Source organism: Thermus parvatiensis (genome assembly GCF_001535545.1).
Lineage (GTDB): Bacteria > Deinococcota > Deinococci > Deinococcales > Thermaceae > Thermus > Thermus parvatiensis.
This window is the reverse complement of record NZ_CP014141.1, coordinates 510,704-529,256: the sequence shown is the minus strand read 5'-3', so window position 1 is coordinate 529,256 and position 18,553 is coordinate 510,704. Positions and strand designations below refer to the sequence as shown.

General features: G+C 68.0%; 15 protein-coding genes and 9 pseudogenes. 11 read left to right on the top strand and 13 right to left on the bottom strand.

Annotated features, from left to right (window positions below):
* Positions 1-81: 81 nt before the first annotated feature.
* The 3 genes and pseudogenes from AV541_RS03050 to AV541_RS03040 all read right to left on the bottom strand — a co-directional run bounded on the left by AV541_RS03050 (position 82) and on the right by AV541_RS03040 (position 1,538).
* On the bottom strand, positions 82-522 hold the full coding sequence (locus AV541_RS03050; protein ID WP_008633150.1) for a hypothetical protein: 441 nt from the start codon (positions 520-522) through the stop codon (positions 82-84).
* A gap of 25 nt (positions 523-547) precedes the next feature.
* The gene (locus AV541_RS03045) at positions 548-910 is read right to left on the bottom strand and encodes an alpha/beta fold hydrolase (RefSeq protein ID WP_008633152.1); all 363 of its coding nucleotides are present in this window, start codon (positions 908-910) and stop codon (positions 548-550) included.
* Positions 907-1,538: pseudogene (locus AV541_RS03040) on the bottom strand (alpha/beta fold hydrolase). Before AV541_RS03040 ends, AV541_RS03045 begins: the two are co-directional and overlap by 4 nt.
* Positions 1,539-1,559: 21 nt before the next feature.
* Between AV541_RS03040 and AV541_RS03035 the strand changes: the two are divergent.
* Complete coding sequence (locus AV541_RS03035; protein WP_060384208.1) at positions 1,560-1,973, top strand: PaaI family thioesterase; 414 nt, start codon at positions 1,560-1,562, stop codon at positions 1,971-1,973.
* Here AV541_RS03035 and AV541_RS03030 read toward each other — a convergent pair.
* Positions 1,947-2,908 (bottom strand): annotated as a pseudogene (locus tag AV541_RS03030) (dipeptidase). The gene AV541_RS03035 and the pseudogene AV541_RS03030 sit on opposite strands and share 27 nt — an antisense overlap.
* Before the next feature lie 14 nt (positions 2,909-2,922).
* Here AV541_RS03030 and uvrC point away from each other — a divergent pair.
* Positions 2,923-4,702 (top strand): annotated as a pseudogene (uvrC, locus tag AV541_RS03025) (excinuclease ABC subunit UvrC).
* Positions 4,703-4,794: 92 nt separating this feature from the next.
* Here the strand turns inward: uvrC and AV541_RS03020 are convergent.
* The 3 genes and pseudogenes from AV541_RS03020 to AV541_RS03010 form a co-directional block, all read right to left on the bottom strand.
* Entirely contained in the window at positions 4,795-5,718 is a 924-nt protein-coding gene (locus AV541_RS03020; protein ID WP_008633161.1) for a ribose-phosphate diphosphokinase, read from the bottom strand.
* Positions 5,719-5,733: 15 nt separating this feature from the next.
* Positions 5,734-6,396, bottom strand: a complete 663-nt coding sequence (gene mtnN / locus AV541_RS03015) for a 5'-methylthioadenosine/S-adenosylhomocysteine nucleosidase (RefSeq protein ID WP_008633163.1) — start codon at positions 6,394-6,396, stop codon at positions 5,734-5,736.
* Positions 6,393-6,859 (bottom strand): annotated as a pseudogene (locus AV541_RS03010) (S-ribosylhomocysteine lyase). The gene mtnN and the pseudogene AV541_RS03010 overlap by 4 nt, the downstream one beginning before the upstream one ends.
* A gap of 38 nt (positions 6,860-6,897) precedes the next feature.
* On the opposite strand from AV541_RS03010, the gene AV541_RS03005 reads away from it, so the two are divergent.
* The 8 genes and pseudogenes from AV541_RS03005 to AV541_RS02970 all read left to right on the top strand — a co-directional run bounded on the left by AV541_RS03005 (position 6,898) and on the right by AV541_RS02970 (position 13,379).
* Positions 6,898-7,725 carry a KaiC domain-containing protein gene (locus AV541_RS03005; protein ID WP_060384207.1) on the top strand — a complete coding sequence of 276 codons (828 nt, stop codon included), beginning with the start codon at positions 6,898-6,900 and terminating at the stop codon, positions 7,723-7,725.
* Positions 7,726-7,769: 44 nt separating this feature from the next.
* Positions 7,770-8,381, top strand: coding sequence for a circadian clock protein KaiC (locus AV541_RS03000; protein ID WP_008633168.1), 612 nt, complete (start codon positions 7,770-7,772; stop codon positions 8,379-8,381).
* A gap of 12 nt (positions 8,382-8,393) precedes the next feature.
* Positions 8,394-9,905, top strand: coding sequence for a glutamine-hydrolyzing GMP synthase (gene guaA / locus AV541_RS02995; protein WP_060384206.1), 1,512 nt, complete (start codon positions 8,394-8,396; stop codon positions 9,903-9,905).
* Positions 9,905-10,476 (top strand): annotated as a pseudogene (locus AV541_RS02990) (Uma2 family endonuclease). The gene guaA and the pseudogene AV541_RS02990 overlap by 1 nt, the downstream one beginning before the upstream one ends.
* A 54-nt stretch (positions 10,477-10,530) precedes the next feature.
* Positions 10,531-10,818: a glutamine synthetase/cystathionine beta-lyase binding protein gene (locus tag AV541_RS02985; RefSeq protein ID WP_060384205.1), complete on the top strand. Its 288-nt coding sequence runs from the start codon at positions 10,531-10,533 to the stop codon at positions 10,816-10,818.
* A pseudogene (locus AV541_RS02980) lies at positions 10,818-11,203 on the top strand (VOC family protein). Before AV541_RS02985 ends, AV541_RS02980 begins: the two are co-directional and overlap by 1 nt.
* Positions 11,200-11,700, top strand: coding sequence for a ribonuclease HI (gene rnhA, locus AV541_RS02975; RefSeq protein WP_060384204.1), 501 nt, complete (start codon positions 11,200-11,202; stop codon positions 11,698-11,700). The pseudogene AV541_RS02980 and the gene rnhA overlap by 4 nt, the downstream one beginning before the upstream one ends.
* Positions 11,701-11,718: 18 nt before the next feature.
* Positions 11,719-13,379: pseudogene (locus AV541_RS02970) on the top strand (acyl-CoA carboxylase subunit beta).
* Here AV541_RS02970 and AV541_RS02965 read toward each other — a convergent pair.
* Genes AV541_RS02965 through gmk form a run of 5 tightly spaced genes read right to left on the bottom strand, consistent with a single transcriptional unit; the run spans position 13,376 to position 16,632 of the window.
* Complete coding sequence (locus AV541_RS02965) at positions 13,376-13,987, bottom strand: MarC family protein (RefSeq protein ID WP_060384203.1); 612 nt, start codon at positions 13,985-13,987, stop codon at positions 13,376-13,378. The pseudogene AV541_RS02970 and the gene AV541_RS02965 sit on opposite strands and share 4 nt — an antisense overlap.
* Position 13,988: 1 nt before the next feature.
* Positions 13,989-14,483: an arginine repressor gene (gene argR / locus AV541_RS02960; protein ID WP_008633181.1), complete on the bottom strand. Its 495-nt coding sequence runs from the start codon at positions 14,481-14,483 to the stop codon at positions 13,989-13,991.
* Between the two features lie 9 nt (positions 14,484-14,492).
* A complete protein-coding gene (gene coaBC, locus AV541_RS02955) occupies positions 14,493-15,683 on the bottom strand; it encodes a bifunctional phosphopantothenoylcysteine decarboxylase/phosphopantothenate--cysteine ligase CoaBC (RefSeq protein WP_060384202.1) in 1,191 nt (396 codons plus the stop codon).
* 6 nt (positions 15,684-15,689) lie between these two features.
* On the bottom strand, positions 15,690-15,989 hold the full coding sequence (rpoZ, locus tag AV541_RS02950) for a DNA-directed RNA polymerase subunit omega (protein ID WP_008633185.1): 300 nt from the start codon (positions 15,987-15,989) through the stop codon (positions 15,690-15,692).
* Positions 15,970-16,632, bottom strand: a complete 663-nt coding sequence (gene gmk, locus AV541_RS02945) for a guanylate kinase (RefSeq protein WP_014629149.1) — start codon at positions 16,630-16,632, stop codon at positions 15,970-15,972. The genes rpoZ and gmk overlap by 20 nt, the downstream gene beginning before the upstream one ends.
* A 52-nt stretch (positions 16,633-16,684) precedes the next feature.
* Between gmk and AV541_RS02940 the strand changes: the two are divergent.
* Positions 16,685-18,110: pseudogene (locus AV541_RS02940) on the top strand (glycoside hydrolase family 13 protein).
* Here AV541_RS02940 and AV541_RS02935 read toward each other — a convergent pair.
* A pseudogene (locus tag AV541_RS02935) lies at positions 18,107-18,549 on the bottom strand (DNA base-flipping protein). The pseudogenes AV541_RS02940 and AV541_RS02935 sit on opposite strands and share 4 nt — an antisense overlap.
* Positions 18,550-18,553 lie beyond the last annotated feature (4 nt).

Sequence of the window (18,553 nt, the reverse complement as noted above, 5' to 3'; positions counted from 1 at the left end):
TTGGGCCGCCTCCCTCCTTCCTTCCCCTCTCGTCCCGTCCTAAGGGTGGACCTTGCTTGGGCTTTCGCCGCGGTGCGGTACTCAGAAGCGGTAGCCCACCTTGAACTGGGCGGCGAGCGTCCCGCCCGCAAGGCCCAGGTCGGCACCCACGAAGGCGGGCGCGTTCAGGAACTGGGCCAGGTCGTACTCGGCGTCGGCCCGGAAGTAGAGACCCAGGTTGGCGAAGTCGAAGCCGGGGAGCGCCACCCCGAGGCCGACTCCCGCCCTAAGCCCCTCGGCCACCGGGTAGAGGTAGCGGAAGAGGAAGGCCCCATTGAGCTGCCCACCCACGGTATAGGCCAGATCCAAAGCGGGCCGGATCTCCCCCACGGGGGGCTGGAAGAGGAGGCAGTGCCAAGAAAGCTCCACGCCAAACCCCTGGGTGCCCCCCACCGCCGCCAGGGAGGGCTTCAAGTGCCCCACGGAAAACTGGGCCGAAGCCAGGCCAAAGGCCACCAGCAAAACGCCCAAAAGCTTCCTCATAACCCCACCTCCGCCATCCAGCGTATCACGTGCTAAACCCCTTTGACAAGGCTTCCCTCAAGCTACCCCCCGGGAGCACCCGGTAGCCCCGCTCCGCCAACACTGCCCCCACCGCTTCCCCCAAACCTAAGGTGAAGATAGGGGGCGAGCCCAGGTTGAGGAGAACCATAAAGCCCGCCACGTACTCGGCCAGCTCCTCGGGGGTCATCCTGGGGCCCCCCGTGCGGCCGAAGCCGGGGAGGTCCAGGAGGTAGAAGGTGTGCCCCACAGGCAGGGCCTCGGGCCAGCGGGAAGCCTCCTCGGCCAGAAGGATCACCGGGGGGCCCTTCCCCACCCGGTCAAAGACCAGGTTCAGGCCGTAGAGGTGGAGGTAGCCCGTGCGCCTCATAGGGCGAGCCCCCCAGGCAAGGGCCTGAACCCCTCCCCCAGAAGGAAGTCCGCCACCAGATCCCGGACCTCCCCCTGGGCCTCCCAGGGCACGAGGTGCCCGGCCTCGTCCACCACGAAGCGGAGGGCCTCCCCCTTGGCGAAGTCGGCCACCTTGGCCCCGTGAAGGGGCGGGGTGAAGGCGTCCAGGGCTCCCTGGACCACGAGGACCCGGGCCTCGGTGCCCCTAAGCCAGCGCCTCTCGTCGGCGAGGGCCTCGAGGCGCCCGAGCCACCGCCAAAGCCCCGCCTCACTCAGGCCCTCCTTCCAGGCCTCGTAGATCTCCTCGCTTCCCACGCTCAAGGCCCCAAAGAAGAGGGCCCGGCCCACCCGGGCAAACCCCTCCACCCCGCCCCGCTCCAGGCCAAAGCGCAAGGCGCCGAGCCGCGCCGAAAGCAATGCGTCCTGGAAGAGGACCGGAGAGAGGAGGACGAGGCTTCTTGCCCCCTCCCGGAAGGCCACTTGCAGCGCGTCCAAGGCCCCCTCGGCGAAGGCCACGAGGTGGAGCCCTTCCTCCGAGGGGAGGTCCAAGAGAAAGTCCAGCCCCGCCGGGGGGCGAGGAGGCCGGGAAAGAGCCGGATCTCGCCCACGGCCCCTTTATACTCCAGGGCATGGAGGTCAAGGCCTTCCTGGAACGGGAAACCCTGGACCGGACCCTGGGGGTCCGCTACCTCAAGGCGGAGAAGGACGAGGTGGTGGCGGAGCTTGAGGTAACGCCCAAGGTCCACCAGCCCTTCGGCTTCCTCCACGGGGGGGCCACGGTGGCCCTGGCGGAAAGCGTGGCCAGCGTGGGGGGCTTTCTGAACTGCCCCCCGGGGCACGCCGCCTTCGGGCTGGAGATCAACTGCAACCACCTCCGCAAGAAGCGGGAAGGGACGATCCGGGCCGTGGGCCGTCCCCTCCACGTGGGCCGCACCACCCAGGTCTGGGAGGTGAAGGTCTACGACGAGGAGGGGCGCCTCGTGGCCGCAAGCCGCTGCACCCTGGCCGTGGTCCCCCTAGAACCAGCCAAGGAGCCAGCGTAGCCAGTTCCCGCCCAAGAACCCCTCGTCCCCTAAGGCGCGGAGGTCCCGGTGCCGGTCCAGGCCCTGGGGCACGGCCTCGAGGCCGAACCCCCCGTCCCAGTCCGTGCCCAGGCCCACCCGCCCCCCGCCCATGAGGGCCTCGGCGTGGGCCTTGTGCCGGAAAAAGGCCTCCAGGGGAAGCCGCGCCATCCCCCGCTTCCAGGCGGGGTCTAAAAAGGCGTTAAAGGGCACGAGGCCCAAAACCCCCTCCCGCCCGGCCAGGGCCCGCAAGAGCCCGTCGGAGAGGTGCCTCTCGGAGGGCACCAGGGCGCGGCAGTTGGCGTGGGTGGCGCACACGGGGCCCCGATAAGCCTTCAGGGCCTCCCAGGCCGCCTCCTCCGCCAGGTGGGAAAGGTCCAGGGCCACCCCCAGGGCCTCCATCTCCTTTAGGAGGGCCCGGCCCCTTTCCGTGAGGGGGCCCTCCTCGGCGTTCCCCCCGGCGTAGGGGTTTTGGGTGGCCCAGGTGAGGGAAAGAAGCCTCAGGCCCCGCGCCCTTAGGGCCCTCAGATCCTCGGGGAAGGCCAAGGGATGGGCCCCTTCCAGGAGGAGGACGAGGCCCAAAGTCCGGTCCTCGGGATAGCGGCTTAGGTGGGCCTTTAGGTCCTGCCCCTCCCTCAGGATGCGGACAAGGCCCTTCGCCTCCCAGGCCTCGTAGAGGGCAAGCTGGGCGTAAACCTCCTCCTCCCAGTCCTCCTGCCCCCTTCCCGGGGGTCGGCGAAGAGGGTGGCGAAGGCCACCGCCACCCCCGCCTCCTTAAGGCTTTCCAGGGTGACCAGGGGGGTGTCGGGGTGGGGGTCTAGGGCCCTTAGGTCCTCCAGGGGCAGGGTGAGGTCCCGGCCCAGGGCCCGGGCGTTATAGGCCAGGTCCAGGTGAGCGTCCACCATGACGGGTTCCATAAAGGCACTCTACAATGGGGCTTGTGCGGCTTGAGGACCTTCCTCCCCTTCCCGAAGCCCCCGGGGTCTACCTCTGGAAGCGGGGGGAGGAGGTGCTTTATGTGGGCAAGGCCAAGAACCTCCGCGCCCGGGTGAGGAGCTACTTCCACGCCGAGGGCAAGGCCAGGCGCATCGCCGAGGAGGCCACGGGCCTGGACTTCATCGCCACCCGGGACGAGGTGGAGGCCCTTCTCCTCGAGGCCAACCTCATCAAGGCCCACCGCCCCCCTACAACGTCCTCCTCAAGGACGACAAGCACTACCCCTTCCTCAAGCTTACCCAAGAGCCCTTCCCCACCCTCCTCGTGGTGCGCCGGGTAGAGGAGGACGGGGCCAAGTACTATGGGCCCTTTCCCGAGGCGGGGGCCCTAAGGCGCATCAAGACCCTCATTGACCGCTACTTCCCTTTGCGCAAGAACTCAGGCTACCCCATGAAGAAAAGGCGCTACCCCTGCCTGAACTACAGCATGGGGCGGTGCCTCGCCCCTTGCGTGGGGAAGGCGGACCCCGAGGCCTACCAGGAGGTGGTGCGCCAGGTGGAGGCGGTCCTGGAGGGGAAGGTGGACGGGCTTTTGGCGGAGCTGGAGGGGAAGATGCGGGAAGCCGCCCGAAGGCTAGAGTTTGAGCGGGCGGCGGAGATCCGCGACCAGATAGAGGCCCTACGGGCCTTCTTCGGCACGAGCCAGCAGGCCTTTGACCCGGAGCTTGGGGACCTGGACTTCTTGGGCCTCGCCCGCTCCGGGGCCCTCGCCGTGGTGCAGCTCTACCAGGTGCGCTCCGGGCGGATCCTCGGCCGCATCAGCCGCGTGGTGGAGAAGGAGGAGGCCACGGACGAGGAGATCCTCTGGGCCTTCCTCCGGGACCACTACCTGGAGGCCTCCCCCCTCCCCCCCCTCGTCCTCCTCCCCTTCCCCTTGGAGGACCTCGAGGGCCTGCGTGAACTCCTCAGGCGCCGCGCCGGGCACAAGGTGGAGCTAAGGGTGCCCCAGAGGGGGGAGAAGGCGCGGCTCTTGGAACTCGCCGAAAGAAACGCCCGCCTCGCCCTGGAAACCGAGCTCAAGGCCCGGGAGCGCCGGGGGGACCATCCGGGCCTTAAGGCCCTTCAAGACCTTTTGGGGCTTTCCGCAAGGCCTTTCCGCCTCGAGGGCTACGACGTAAGCCACCTCCAGGGCGAGGCGCGGGTCTTCTCCGTGGCGGTCTTGGAGGGGGAAGGCCCAAAAAGGCCGAATACCGCAGGATGCGCCTCAAGGCGGGAAACGACGACTACGCCGCCATGGAGGAGGGGGTCTACAGGCGCTTCACGGGAAGCCTAAGGGAGATGCCCCTTCCCGACCTCCTCCTCATCGACGGGGGCCTGGGCCAGGTGCGGGCGGCCCAGCGGGCCCTGGAACGGGCCGGGCTCAAGATCCCCCTGGTGGGCCTCGCCAAGGGGGAGGAGGTCCTGATCACGCCGGAAGGGCGGGAGCTCCGCCTCCCCCTCACCCACCCGGCCTTAAGACTCCTCATCCACCTGCGGGACGAGGCTCACCAAAACGGCCTCCGTTACCACCAGAAGAAGCGCACCGAGGAGGCCCTAAAGGTCCTTTCCGGCATCCCGGGGATCGGGGAGAAGAGGAGGCGGCTTCTTTTGGAGCGCTACGGGGGGCTAAGGGCCCTTAAGGAAGCCCCCCTGGAGGAGCTCGCCCGCCTGCCGGGGATGAGCCTAAAGGCGGCCCAGGCCCTCAAGGAGGCTCTGGCCGGGGAAGAGCCCACCTAAGGACCCCACCGCAGCTTTCACCGCGGTGGGGGCCACAAAAGGAGCTCCCCAAGCCTTGGTTCGGGTGCCCTCTGGGGCGGTGCGGACACACCTTAGATGAGGGCGCTCACCGACTGGTTGGTGTGGACGTGGCGGATGGCCTGCGCCAGAAGCTCTGCCGTGGAAAGCACCGTGTAGCCCCCGTCCTTTAGGGGGATGGTGTCGGTGAAAACCACCTCCTTGATGCCAGAGTGGGAAAGGTTTTCCCGAGCGTCTCCCGCCAAGACAGCGTGGGTGGCCAGGACCACCGCTTCAGGCAAGGCTCCCGCCTGGAGAAGGGCTTCCACTCCTCGCCGTATGGTCCCCCCGGTAGAAACGATATCGTCTATGATCAGGGGCCTTTTCCCCTCCACGTCCCCAATCACGTAGGTGACCGAGGTTTCCCAGGGTCCGTGGCGCCTTTTGGCCAGCATGGCGAAGGGAAGGCCAAGGCGTTCGGAAAGCCTCCTCGCCTCCTCGGCCCGTCCAGCATCCGGGGATACCACCACGGCGTTTTCCGTATACCCCTTCTCTTTGAGGTAGCGGGCAAAGAGGCGCACGGCGGAGAGGTGGTCCACAGGGATGTCAAAGAAGCCCTGGATCTGGGGGGCGTGGAGGTCAATGGCGATGACCCGCTCCACCCCCACCTTCTCCAAAAGCCCCGCCACCAGCTTGGCGCTGATGGGCTCGCGGCCCTCGGTCTGCTTGTCCTGCCGGGCGTAGCCAAAGTAGGGGATGACCGCGTTGATGCGCCCGGCGGAGCTTCGCCTGGCGGCGTCGGCCAGGAGGAGGAGTTCCATCAGGTGGTCGTTCACCGGGGGGCAGGTGGGCTGGATGAGGTAGACGTCCTCCCCGCGGACGCTCTCCAGAAGCCTGACCCGGATCTCGCCGTCAGGAAACCGGTCCACCAGGGCCTTGCCCAAGGGCACCCCCAGGGCCTCGGCGATCCTTTGGGCCAGGAGGGGGTGGGCGCTCCCCGTGAAAAGCCGGATTTCCATGGGTAGCCTCCCCCTTTACTCTACCAGGGCCCGGGCCAAGAGGCCGAGCCGCCTCGAGGCCGCCTTTAAAAAGGCCTGGAAGTCCCCCGTAGCCCCTTCGCCTGCCCCGTCGGTCACGGCCCGCACCAGGGCCATAGGGTGGCGGAAGCGCCAGGCCACCATGAGGGCCGCGGCCCCCTCCATCTCCACCGCGTCCGCCCCGTGGAGGGCGCGAAGCCTTTCCGCCTCTTTCGGGTCCGCCAAAAAGCGGTCCCCGGTGGCCACCACCCCCCGCCTCGCCGGAAAACCCAGGGCCTCGGCCGCCCTTTCCGCTCGCTTTAGGAGGCCCGGGTCGGAAGGGAAGAAGCGCACCCCCAAGGCGGTCTCCCCGGGAGCGCGACCGAAAGGGGTGAGGTCCACGTCCCATTGGACCGCCTGCTCAGCCAAAAGGAGGTCCAAAGCCCGTAAAGAGGGGTCCAAGGCCCCCGCCACCCCCAGGAAGAAGCTCTCCGAGGGGCGGAAGCGGGTGAGGACGTGGGCCACGGCCATGGCCGCCGCCACCTTGCCCACGCCCGTTTCCGCCACCAGGAGCCCTTCCCCCTGGTAAAGGGGAAAGGGGGCTTCTAAAGTCTCTTGGGCGGCCAGGGCTTCCCTTAAGGCTTCCGCCTCCTCGGGCTCGGCGGCGAAGAAGGCGGTCATGCCCCCTCCAGGGGCACCGTGGCCTGCACCCTAAGCCCTTGGCGCAGGAGCCGCTCCGCCCAGGCCTTGGCCCCAGGGAGGTCGTGGTCCCGGTAGTTGCCGCACTCCCGGAAGCTGGCCCCCGGGACCGGTCCCTCGTGCAAGAGAACGTCCCTTAAGGCCCGCTCAAAGGCCACCAATACCTTTTCCTCGCCCAAGGGGCCTTCCACCACCAGGTAAAACCCCGTGCGGCAGCCCATGGGGGAGAGGTCAATAACCCCTTCCAGGTGGTCCCGCAGGTAGCCTGCCAGGAGGTGTTCCAGGGTATGCAGGGCCCCCGTGGGCAGGGCTTCCCGGTTGGGTTGGGCGAGCCTCAGGTCGTACTTCTCCACCACGCCCCCGCGAGGGTCTTCCTCCCCGCCAGGCGCACGTAGGGAGCCCTTACCTTGGTGTGGTCCAGGCTGAAGCTCTCCACCTCGGCCATGCCCCTATTACACCAAAGCCCTGGGGCAAAATAGGAGTATGGACCGGCCTAGGCTGCAAAGCGCCATGGAGCTTTCCGCCAAGGCCCCGCCCCTGGAAGGGGTGCCCACGGGGGTGAAGGGCCTGGACGAGCTCTTCTTCACCCTGGACCCCAAGACCCTGAAGCCCAAACCCCTGGGAGGCTTCCCCCGGGGGGCGGCCGTCCACGTGACCGGGGTGTCGGACACGGGGAAAAGCCTCCTCGCCGAGCAGTTTGCCCTAAAGCAGGCAGAGCGGGGCGAAGGGGTGCTCTTCGTCACCACCGAGGCCCCGGCCCCCCTCCTGGTCCAGGGGCTGAAGCTTCGGGCCCGGGCCATGGGCCTTAAGGAGAGGGTGCTGGAACGGATCCTCATCGCGGACGCCGCCACCCACGCCGTGCTTCGGGAGGACCTCCCCACCCTCTTCGCCACCCTCGAGGAGGGGCTCCAAAGCGGGGCCCGGCACCTGGTGGTGGACTCCCTCACGGGCCTCTACGAGGCCAAGGAGATCGCCGCCCGCCAGGTGGTGCGCCAGGTCTACGCCTTCAGCAAGCGCTTCGGCCTCACTGCCCTCATGGTGAGCCAGAAGCGCTCCGGCCACGAGGAGCTCTCCGCCGAGGCGGCGGGCGGCTACGCCGTGAGCCACATCCTGGACGCCACCTTAGTCCTCGCCAAGGTCCTGGTGATGAGCCCCGCCTTGGCCAAGCTCTACCGGGTGGGCCTGGGGGAATTGGTCCGCCTCCTCCGCATAGACGGCTGCCGCCTCAGTGGGCACGACACCCGCACCCACCTCCTCTACATCCGGCCCGAGGGGCTTTTAGAAGTGGGCCCGCCCTTGGGTGAGCATTAGGAAGGCAAATTTCATGCTAATATAGGCCTATGGGAGGTGAGCGTATGGTGCTAACCCCTAGGCCCTTGGAGGAGCGGGACCTCGAGGCCACCGTCCTCCGCGTCTTCCTCAAGGTGATTGACCTGGTGGGCGGGCCCAAGGCCCTGGCGGAGAAGAAGCGCCTCACCTGGGCGGGAAGCCTCATGACCGCCGCCTACGCCGTGGTCCTCGCCCAGGAGGGGATGAAGGGGGAGGAGGCCATCGCCAAGGAGCTCGGCCTTTCCAGCGCCGCCGTGCGCCAGATCCTCCGGGCCGACCCCGAGGCGGCCCTGAAGCGAATCCAGGAGCTTGAGGAAGGGGAAAGGCTCAGGACGCACGTGGCCGGGGGGCTCGCCAAGGCGGCCTACCGGGCCATCCGCCAAGGGCAGGAGGAACCCCGGGTCCTGGGCTACTTCTTGGAGCGCTTTGTGGAGATGATGGGCATCCCCTGGGCCGTCCTGGTCCTCAAGGCGGTGAAGGGCCTAGACTTCCCCGCGGACAAGGAGGCCCTCCTGGCCAGGCTCAAGGGCTTGCGCCTTTTGGACCAGCCCGCCGAGGCCCTCCTGGAGCGCCTGGAGTACCCGGTACGCAGCCCCGCCGACCTCCTGCACCAGCTCAGGCTCCACCTGGAGGCGTAGTAGACTCTTGGCGTGGTCCTGGTCCTGGATTTCGGCTCCCAGTACACGCGGCTCATCGCAAGGAGGCTCCGCGAGCTTCGGGTCTTTTCCCTGATCCTGCCGGGGCGGGCGAGCCTGGAGGAAATCCTTAAGCACAAGCCCCAAGCCCTAATCCTCTCCGGCGGACCCAATAGCGTCTTTGACCCCGATGCCCCCCGCCCCGACCCCAGGCTTTTCTCCCTGGGGCTTCCCATCCTGGGGATCTGCTACGGGATGCAGCTCCTCGCCCAGGAGCTTGGGGGGAGAGTGGAGCGCTCCGGTAGGGCCGAGTACGGCAAGGCCCTCCTCACCCGCCACGAGGGCTCCCTCTTCCGGGGATTGGAGGGGGAGGTCCAGGTCTGGATGAGCCACCAGGACGCGGTGACCGAGCTTCCCCCGGGGTGGCGGGTGGTGGCGGAAACCGAGGAAAACCCCGTGGCGGCCATGGAAGCCCCCGACGGAAAGACCTTCGCCGTCCAGTTCCACCCCGAGGTGGCCCATACCCCCAAGGGGATGCAGATCCTGGAAAACTTCCTGGAGATCGCTGGGGTAAAACGGGACTGGACTCCGGAGCACGTGCTGGAAAGCCTGGTTAAGGAAGTGCGGGAAAGGGTGGGCGAGGACCGGGTGCTCCTGGCGGTTTCCGGCGGGGTGGACTCCAGCACCCTGGCCCTCCTCTTGGCCAAGGCCCGGGTGAACCACCTGGCGGTCTTCGTGGACCACGGCCTCCTGCGCCTGGGGGAACGGGAGGAGGTGGAAGGAGCCCTTAAAGCCCTCGGGGTAAACCTCCGGGTGGTGGACGCCAGGGAGCGCTTCCTTAAAGCTCTCAAGGGGGTGGAAGATCCCGAGGAAAAGCGCCGGATCATCGGGCGGGAGTTCGTGGAGGTCTTCTCCCTGGTGGCCCGGGAAGCAGGCCCTTTCCGGTTCCTCGCCCAGGGGACCCTCTACCCCGACGTGATCGAGTCCGCCGGGGAACCGGGAGCGGCCAAGATCAAAAGCCACCACAACGTGGGCGGTATTCCTGAAGATTTGAAGTTCGAGCTCCTCGAGCCCTTCCGCCTTCTCTTCAAGGATGAGGTGCGGGAACTCGCCCTGCTTCTCGGCCTTCCCGACCCTATCCGCCTGCGCCACCCTTTCCCGGGGCCGGGCCTGGCGGTGCGCATCCTGGGGGAGGTCACGGAGGAAAAACTGGACATCCTCCGGCGGGCCGACGATATCTTCATAAGCCTTCTAAGGGAGTGGGGGCTTTATTCCCAGGTGGCCCAGGCCCTGGCGGTCCTCACCCCCGTGCGGAGCGTAGGCGTGGCAGGGGACGAGCGGAAGTACGGCTACGTTCTGGCCTTAAGGGCCGTGACCACCGAGGACTTCATGACCGCCGACTGGGCCAGGCTGCCCCTGGACTTCCTGGACGAGGCAGCCCGGCGCATCACCCGCAGGGTGCCGGAGATCGGCCGGGTGGTCTACGACCTCACCTCCAAGCCTCCCGCCACCATAGAATGGGAGTGATGGGCGAACCCGCCAAGGCCCTGAAACCCCTTTCCTTGGAAGAGTATCTGGAATGGGAGGCCCGGTCCGAAACCAAGCATGAGCTGGTGGAGGGCCTGCCCTACGCCATGGCCGGGGCCAGCCGGGCTCACGCCCTTTTAACCACCAACCTGGCCCTTCTCCTGGGCCCCTTAGCCCGTAGGCAGGGATGCCGCCTCTACGTGGCGGATATGAAGCTCAAGGTGGGGGAAAGGACCGTCTACTACCCGGATCTCATGGTGGTCTGTGCTCCCCCGCCCCAAAACCCCTACTACGAGGAAGCTCCCTGCCTGGTGGTGGAGGTCCTTTCCCCAAGTACCGAAGGTATAGACCGGCGGGAGAAGCTTTGGCGGTATCTTTCCCTGCCTTCCTTGCAAGGGTATGTATTGGCGGATATCCAAGAAAGGCGAATAGAGCTTTATCAGAAAAAGGCCACGGGCATCCTCTATCAGGTCTTCACAGAAGGGGAGGTACCCTTGCCCTGCCCCAAGGAACCCTCTCCTTGGAGGAGGTCTATAGCGGTATTTCTCTGGAAACGCCTCAGGAAGACTAGCTCGATTGTCAAACTGGAACTCCTGGGCTATCCTAAGGGGGAAAGGAGGCCAAGATGCCCACCTTTATCGTTCTCAGCACCCTCACGGATGACGGCGCTGAGACCCTGGTGAAAAACCCCGAGCGCATCAAGGAAGTGAACCAGGAGCTGGAGCGGGACTTCGGGGTCAAGGTGGTGGCCCAGTACGCGGTTTTGGGGCCCTATGACTTCGTGAACATCGTGGAGGCAGAGGATGCCCTGGCGGTGGCCCGGGCCATGCTCCACCTGGCCTCGAGGGGAAGCGTGAAGACGATGACCCTCGAGGCCATTCCCGTGGCCGACCTCATCGCCCGGCTCAAGTAGTGGAGGTTCTGGAGACTTCCGTATACGCCGAGGACCTGGAGAAGGCCCGGGCCTTCTACGAAGGGGTCTTGGGCCTTCCCTGCTTTCAGTTCAAACCGCCCCGGCACGCCTTCTTCCGCGCCGGGCGGGGGTGTTCCTGGTCTTCAACCCAAAGCTCACGGCAAAGGAAACCCACCTCCCTCCCCACGGGGCCAAAGGCAGCGTCCACGTGGCCTTCCGGGTGGAGGAGGAGGAGCTTCCCGCCTGGGAAGCGCGCCTCAAGGCGGCGGGCTACCCGGTGTGGTGGGCCGAGTGGCCCCAGGGAAAGAGCCTCTACACCCAGGACCCCGCCGGCAACCTGGTGGAGCTCGCCCCGGCGCGGATCTGGGGCCTGGAGGAAACGTGAACCCCTCCCCCAGGAAACGCGTGGCCCTCTTCACCGACGGGGCCTGCCTGGGCAACCCCGGGCCCGGGGGGTGGGCGGCCCTCCTCCGCTTCCACGCCCACGAAAAGCTCCTCTCCGGGGGAGAGCCCTGCACCACCAACAACCGCATGGAGCTCAAGGCGGCCATAGAGGGCCTAAAGGCCCTCAAGGAGCCTTGCGAGGTGGACCTCTACACCGACAGCCACTACCTCAAGAAGGCCTTCACCGAGGGCTGGCTGGAAGGCTGGCGGAAAAGGGGCTGGCGGACGGCGGAGGGCAAGCCCGTGAAAAACCGCGACCTCTGGGAGGCCCTCCTCCTCGCCATGGCCCCCCACCGGGTGCGCTTCCACTTCGTGAAGGGGCACACAGGCCACCCGGAGAACGAACGGGTGGACCGGGAGGCGAGGCGCCAGGCCCAATCCCAGGCCAAGGCGCCCTGCCCGCCCCAGGCCCCCACGCTTTTCCACGAAGAGGCATAAAAGCGTTATAATCGGGCCATGCTGGAAACCGCCCTGCGCCCGGAGGACCGGGAAAGCCCCACCTTCAAGGCCAACAAGGACGCCTGGGTGGCCCTGGTGCGGGACTTCAGGGAAAGCCTGGAAAGGGTGCGCCAGGGAGGTGGCCCCAAGGCCGTGGAGCGGCAGCACAAGAAGGGCCGCCTCACCGCCAGGGAGCGCATACAAAAGCTCATAGACCCCGGCACGGAGTTCTACGAGCTCATGGCCTTCGCCGGGTGGGGGATGTACGAGGAATGGGGCGGGGCCCCTTCGGGAGGAGTGGTCACGGGGATCGGCCGCATCCAGGGGCGGGACTGGATGATCATCGCCAACGACGCCACGGTGAAGGCGGGGGCTTTCTTTCCCATCACTGCCAAGAAGGTGATCCGGGCCCAGACCATCGCCCTGGAAAACCGCATCCCCACGGTCTACCTGGTGGACTCCGCCGGGGTCTTCCTCCCCCTCCAGGACGATGTCTTCCCCGACCAGGACGACTTCGGCCGCATCTTCTACCTGAACGCCCGCATGTCGGCCCTGGGCATCCCCCAGATCTCCGCCATCATGGGGAACTGCGTGGCCGGGGGGGCCTACCTGCCCGTGATGACGGACGTCCTCATCATGACGGAGGGGAGCGGCCTCTACCTCGCGGGCCCCGCCCTGGTGAAGGCGGCCATCGGCCAGGAGGTCTCCTCCGAGGAGCTCGGGGGGCCAAGATGCACTACGAGGTCTCCGGCACCGTGGACTTCTACGAGCCCTCGGACGAGGCGGCTTTGGCGCGCATAAGAGAGCTCGCCGCCCTCTACCCGCCCCCCCGCCTCGCCCCTTGGGCGGAAGGGCGCAAAGCGCCCAAGGAACCCCTTTACCCCATTGAGGACCTTTACGGCCTGGTCTCCCCCGACGGTTCCCGCCCCTACGACCTGCGGGAGGTGATCGCCCGCCTGGTGGACGGCTCGGAGTTTTTGGAGTACAAGGGGGGGTACGGCGAGACCCTGGTCACCGGCTTCGCCCGGATCGGGGGGTACCCGGTGGGCATCGTGGGCAACCAGCGCCTCGTCCTCAAAAAGCGGGGGCGGATTGAAGTGGGCGGGGTCATCTATGCCGAGGCGGCGGACAAGGCGGCCCGGTTCATCCTCGAGGTCAACCAGATGGGGATCCCCCTCCTCTTCCTCCAGGACGTGACGGGCTTCATGGTGGGAAAGGAGTCGGAACAGGCGGGGATCATAAGGCGGGGGGCGAAGCTGGTGAACGCCGTTTCCAACTCGGTGGTGCCCAAGATTACCCTGATCCTCGGGGGGTCCTTCGGGGCGGGGAACTACGCCCTTGCGGGCAAGGCCTACGCCCCCCGGTTCCTCTTCGCCTGGCCCAGCGCCAAGTACGCCGTGATGGGCGGGGCCCAGGCGGCGAAGACCCTTTTGGAGCTGGAGGTGGAAAAGCTAAAACGGGAGGGGAAGGAGCCCTCGGACGAGGAGCTCAAGGAGCTCTACGAGCGCATCAAGGGCCGCTACGAGGAGACCCTAGACCCCCGCTACGCCGCCGCCAGGCTCTGGGTGGACGGGGTGATCTTCCCCCACGAGACCCGAAAGTGGCTCATCAAGGCCCTCGAGGCCTGCGCCCTGAATCCCGAGAAAGAACCCCTCCGCATCGGGGTCTTCCAGGTCTAAAGGAGGCCCTTCACCCCGTCCGCCACGTACTGCACGGCCAGGGCAGCGAGGAGGAGGCCCAGGACGCGGGTCACCACGTTCACCCCCGTCCGCCCCAGGACCCGGCGCACCGCCGTGGCCCCCCGGAGGAGGAGGTAAGCCAGGAAAAGGACCAGGTAGGCGGTAAGGAGGACCACGGCAAAGCCGTAGGGCACCCCCTTGGCCTCCGCCCCCAGGACCAAGACGCTGGCCAAGGCCCCAGGGCCCACCAGAAGGGGGATGGCGAGGGGAAAGACGGAGATGTCCGCCCGGCCCAAGGCCTCGTCCCGCTCCTCCTCCGTCTCCCGCTCGTGGTGGGCGAAGACCATCTCCGTGGCGATGCGGAAGAGGAGCACCCCGCCCGCAATGCGCAGGGCCTCGAGGGAGATCCCCAGGTGCCCCAGAAGCTCCCGCCCGAAAAAGTAGAAGAAGGTGAGCAGCCCCCCCGCCACCAGGACCGCCTTGCGGGCGATGAGGACCTGGGTCCGGTGGGGGCGGTCCCCCGCCAAGGCCACGAAGACGGGGACGAGCCCCACCGGGTCCATGACCACGAAGAGGGTCAGGAAGGACTTGAGAAAGAGCTCCAGCACCCTAGGAACCGGAAAGCGCCCGCCGCAGGGCCCTTCCCTCCACGAGCAGGCCCGCGAACTCGTCCTCGAGGGCCTGGGCCGCCTCCTCGGTCCGGGCCACCACGAGGATGGTGTCGTCCCCGGCCAAGGTGCCCACGATCTCGTCCCGGCGGAGGCGGTCCAGGAGGTAGGCGATGCCGGAGGCGTGCCCCTCCGCCGTCTTCACCACGAGGAGGTTTCCTCCCCGGTCCACGTCCCGCACGAAGAGGCCGAACTGGCGCTTGAGCTCCTCGTAGGCGTTCTCGGGAAGGTCCGCGGCCGGGAGGACGTACCGGTGCCGCCCCTTGCCCAAGGCGATGCGGGCCAGGCCCAGCTCGGCGATGTCCCGGCTCACCGTGGCCTGGGTCACCTCAAACCCAAGCTGGCGCAGCCTCTCCACCAGCTCCTTCTGGGTGCCGATCTCCTCCCGGCGGACGATCTCCTGGATGGCGCGGTGCCGTTCCGCCTTGTTGCCCATACGCGGCTCCTATCGCTTCCAGAACTCCTTGACGAAATCCAGTATACGGTGGGCCACCTCCCGCTTGGAAAGCCGGGGAAGCTCCACCACCCGGCCGTCCCGCAGGATCAGGGTCACCTCGTTCTCGGGGCTCCCGAAGCCCACCCCCTCCCGCCCCACGTAGTTCAAGGCGATCAGGTCCAGGTTCTTGCGGGCGAGCTTCCCCCGGGCCCGCTCCAGGCCCTCCCGGGTCTCCATGGCGAAGCCCACGAGCACCCGCCCCTCCTTCCTCTCCCCGAGCTCGCGGAGGATGTCGGGGTTGGGCACGAGGCGGAGGAGCTTTTCCGCCTCGGCCTTGGGCTCCTTGTCCTTTAGGGTCTCGGCGGGCCGGTAGTCCGCCACCGCGGCGGCCATGACCACCGCCTGGGCCCAGGGGTAGCGGTCCAGGAGGGCCTTTCGCATCTCCAGGGCGCTCTCCACCCGGACCACCTCCACGCCCCAGGGGTCGGGAAGCGCGGTGGGCCCGGAGACCAGGACCACCTCCGCCCCCCGGTCCCGGGCGGCCTCGGCCACGGCGTAGCCCATCCGGCCCGAGGAGGGGTTGGAGAGGAAGCGCACCGGGTCCAGGTACTCCCGGGTGGGCCCGGCGGAGACGAGGAGGCGGAGGCCCGAGAGGTCCTTGGGCGCGAGGAAAGCCCGCAACCGCTCCACAAGCTCCTCGGGCTCCAGCATCCGCCCCCATCCCTCCCCCTCCCCCACGGCGGCCAAGGGGCCGTAGGCCGGGCCGAAGAAGGCGTGCCCCAGCTCCTCCAGCCGCCTGACGTGGGCCTGGGTCTGGGGGGCGAGCCACATGGCCTCGTTCATGGCCGGGGCCCAGGCCACCCGTTTGGCCCCGGCGAGGAGGGTGGCGGAGAGGAGGTCGTCGGCGAGCCCCAAAGCGGCCTTGGCCAGGGCGTCGGCGGTGGCGGGGGCCACCAGGACCACCTCGGCCCAGCGGGCGAGCTCAATGTGGAGGGCCCTCCCGTCGGGCCGGAACCAGGCCTCCTCCGTGGCCACCTCGCCCCCCGCCGCCACCGCCAGGGAAAGGGGGGTGATGAACTCCAGGGCCCTTTTGGTGGCGAGGGCCCGCACCTCGTGCCCCTCCCGGCGCAGGAGGCGGAGGAGGTGGGGGGCCTTCACCGCGGCCACTCCCCCCGTCACCGCCACCAGGACCCGGGCCACGGCGCGCTACTCCTCCCGCTCCACCGGGTAGAGCCGCTCCATCTCCTTCTGGAGCCGGTCCTCGGGCACCAGGTTCTCGCCGAAGACCAACCGGCCCGTGAGGAGCTCCTTCATGGCCCAGGTCACGGCGTTGGGGTCGTCAAAGAGCCCCTCGAGGGTCTGCATCTTGGGCCTCTCCTCCGGCTCCAAAACGGTGTTCTTGAAGCCGTGGCGGAGGAGTTGCTGCGCCCTTTTGGCCACCACCACGGTGAGCCGGTACTTGGAGTCCACCATGCCGAAGAGCTTGTCAATGCCCGGTTCCGCCATACCGCCTCCTTAGGATCTCGTCCAGTTCGGCCTCGAGGGCCGGATCGCGCCGCAAGGCTCTTTCCAAGGCCTCCTCCATCCTCCCGCTCCGCCGCCTCTCCGCGGTGAGGATGGCGAGGAAGTCGGCCACGGCCTCCTCGAGGACGTCGTTCACCACCACGTAGTCAAAGAGGTGGGCGTTCCTTATCTCCCACTCCGCCTGCTCCAGGCGCTTCTGGATCTTCTCGGGGCTGTCCTTGCCCCGGTAGACCAGGCGGCGCTTCAGCTCGGAGAGGGAGGGGGGTAGGAGGAAGATCAGGACCGCCTCGGGCACGGCCCGCTTCACCTGGAGCGCCCCCTGGACCTCAATCTCCAAGAGGACGTCCTCCCCCCGGCTCAAGGCCCGCTCCACCGGGGCCCTGGGGGTGCCGTAGAGGTGGCCCACGTACTCCGCGTACTCCAAGAAGCCGTCCTCGCGGACGAGGGCCTCAAAGGTGGGGCGGTCCACGAAGTAGTAGTCCACCCCGTCCACCTCCCCCGGCCGGGGGGGGCGGGTGGTCATGGAGATGGAGTAGAAGAGCCGGGTGCGCTCCAGCACCTTCGCCCGCACCGTGCCCTTGCCCACCCCGCTCGCCCCGGTCATCACGAAAAGGCGGCCCCGCATCCCCTTCACCCGGGAGAGGATACCACAGGACCGGGGTGTTAGACTTGGAGGCGTGGCATGGTACGAAGGCGCCTTCTTTTACCAGATCTTCCCCGACCGCTTCTTCCGCGCAGGCCCGCCGGGCAGGCCCGCCCCCGCGGGGCCCTTTGAGCCCTGGGAAGCCCCCCCTACCCTCAGGGGCTTCAAAGGAGGGACGCTTTGGGGCGTGGCGGAGAAGCTCCCCTACCTCCTGGACCTGGGGGTGGAGGCCATCTACCTCAACCCCGTCTTCGCCTCCACCGCCAACCACCGCTACCACACCGTGGACTACTTCCAGGTAGACCCCATCCTGGGGGGAAACGAGGCCTTAAGGCACCTCCTGGAGGTGGCCCACGCCCACGGGGTGAGGGTCATCCTGGACGGGGTCTTCAACCACACGGGCCGGGGCTTCTTCGCCTTCCAGCACCTTCTGGAAAACGGCGAGCAAAGCCCCTACCAGGACTGGTACTACGTGAAAGGCTTTCCCCTAAAGGCCTACACCGCCCATCCCAACTACGAGGCCTGGTGGGGCAACCCCGAGCTCCCCAAGCTCAAGGTGGAGACCCCGGCGGTGCGGGAGTACCTCCTATCGGTGGCCGAGCACTGGATCCGCTTCGGCATAGACGGCTGGCGCCTGGACGTGCCCAACGAGATCCAGGACCCCGAGTTTTGGCGGGCCTTCCGCCAAAGGGTCAAGGGGGCGAACCCCGAGGCCTACATCGTGGGCGAGATCTGGGAGGAAGCGGACTTTTGGCTCCAGGGAGACATGTTTGACGCCGTGATGAACTACCCCCTCGCCCGGGCCGTCCTGGGCTTCGTGGGCGGGGAGGCCCTGGACCGGGACCTCGCGGCGCAGACGGGCCTAGGCCGCATAGAGCCCCTCCAGGCCCTGGCCTTCAGCCATCGGCTGGAGGACCTCTTCGGCCGCTACCGCCCCGAGGTGGTCCGGGCCCAGATGAACCTCCTCACCTCCCACGACACCCCCAGGCTCCTCAGCCTGATGCGGGGGAGCGTGGAGCGGGCCCGGCTGGCCCTGGCCCTCCTCTTCCTCCTCCCGGGGAACCCCACCGTCTACTACGGGGAGGAAGTGGGGATGGCGGGGGCAAGGACCCGGAAAACCGGGGCGGGATGGTCTGGGAGGAGGCCCGCTGGCAGAAGGACCTCCTGGAGACGGTCAAGCGCCTGGCCCGGCTCAGGAAGGAACACCCCGAGCTCCGCACCGCCCCTTACCTGCGGGTCTACGCCCAGGACGGCCACCTGGCCTTCGCCCGGGGGCCCTACCTGGTGGTGGTGAACGCCTCTCCCCACCCCTTCCGCCAGGACTTCCCCCTGCACGGGGTCTTCCCCCGGGGGGGAAGGGCGGTGGACCTCCTCTCCGGGGAGGTCTGCACGCCCCAGGGGGGAGGCTCTGCGGCCCCGTGCTCCCGCCCTTCTCCCTGGCGGTCTGGAAGGAGGCCTAAAGGGCCCCTTCAAAGCGCAAAAGCCAAAGCTTTAGCCCCTCCTGCCCCTGAAACCCCCAAGCCGCCCGTCGGCGTGGATCACCCGGTGGGCGGGGACGAGGAGGAAAAAGGGGCAGGCCCTAAGGGCCGCCCCCACCGCCCTGGGGGAGAGGCCGAGCTCCCGGCCCAAGGCCCCGTAGCTCACGGTCCGCCCGTAGGGCACAAGGCGGACCCGCTCGTAGAGGCGGAGCCTGGCCGGGGAGAGGCCGGTGTAGTCCAGGGGGAGGTCCAGGAAGTCGGGCCGCTCCCCGGCGAAGTAGGCCTGGACCGCCTCCCGCACCCTAAGGGCCAGCGCCCCTTCGGCCTCCGGACCCCGGGGGTAGAGGGCGGGCTCGAGGCGGCGCACCCCCAGGGGCGAGACCTCCAGCCACAGGGGACCTAAGGGCGTGGGGATGCACACGGCC

What these genes read in the sequence shown, in the direction of transcription:
- AV541_RS02985 (WP_060384205.1), top strand. Translation starts at nt 10,531, where the DNA reads ATGCCCACCTTTATCGTTCTCAGCACCCTCACGGATGACGGCGCTGAG.
- argR (WP_008633181.1), bottom strand. Translation starts at nt 14,483, where the DNA reads ATGGGCAACAAGGCGGAACGGCACCGCGCCATCCAGGAGATCGTCCGC.
- mtnN (WP_008633163.1), bottom strand. Translation starts at nt 6,396, where the DNA reads ATGACCGCCTTCTTCGCCGCCGAGCCCGAGGAGGCGGAAGCCTTAAGG.
- AV541_RS03045 (WP_008633152.1), bottom strand. Translation starts at nt 910, where the DNA reads ATGAGGCGCACGGGCTACCTCCACCTCTACGGCCTGAACCTGGTCTTT.
- AV541_RS03005 (WP_060384207.1), top strand. Translation starts at nt 6,898, where the DNA reads ATGGACCGGCCTAGGCTGCAAAGCGCCATGGAGCTTTCCGCCAAGGCC.
- rpoZ (WP_008633185.1), bottom strand. Translation starts at nt 15,989, where the DNA reads ATGGCGGAACCGGGCATTGACAAGCTCTTCGGCATGGTGGACTCCAAG.
- gmk (WP_014629149.1), bottom strand. Translation starts at nt 16,632, where the DNA reads ATGCGGGGCCGCCTTTTCGTGATGACCGGGGCGAGCGGGGTGGGCAAG.
- AV541_RS03050 (WP_008633150.1), bottom strand. Translation starts at nt 522, where the DNA reads ATGAGGAAGCTTTTGGGCGTTTTGCTGGTGGCCTTTGGCCTGGCTTCG.
- AV541_RS03000 (WP_008633168.1), top strand. Translation starts at nt 7,770, where the DNA reads ATGGTGCTAACCCCTAGGCCCTTGGAGGAGCGGGACCTCGAGGCCACC.
- AV541_RS03020 (WP_008633161.1), bottom strand. Translation starts at nt 5,718, where the DNA reads ATGGAAATCCGGCTTTTCACGGGGAGCGCCCACCCCCTCCTGGCCCAA.
- AV541_RS03035 (WP_060384208.1), top strand. Translation starts at nt 1,560, where the DNA reads ATGGAGGTCAAGGCCTTCCTGGAACGGGAAACCCTGGACCGGACCCTG.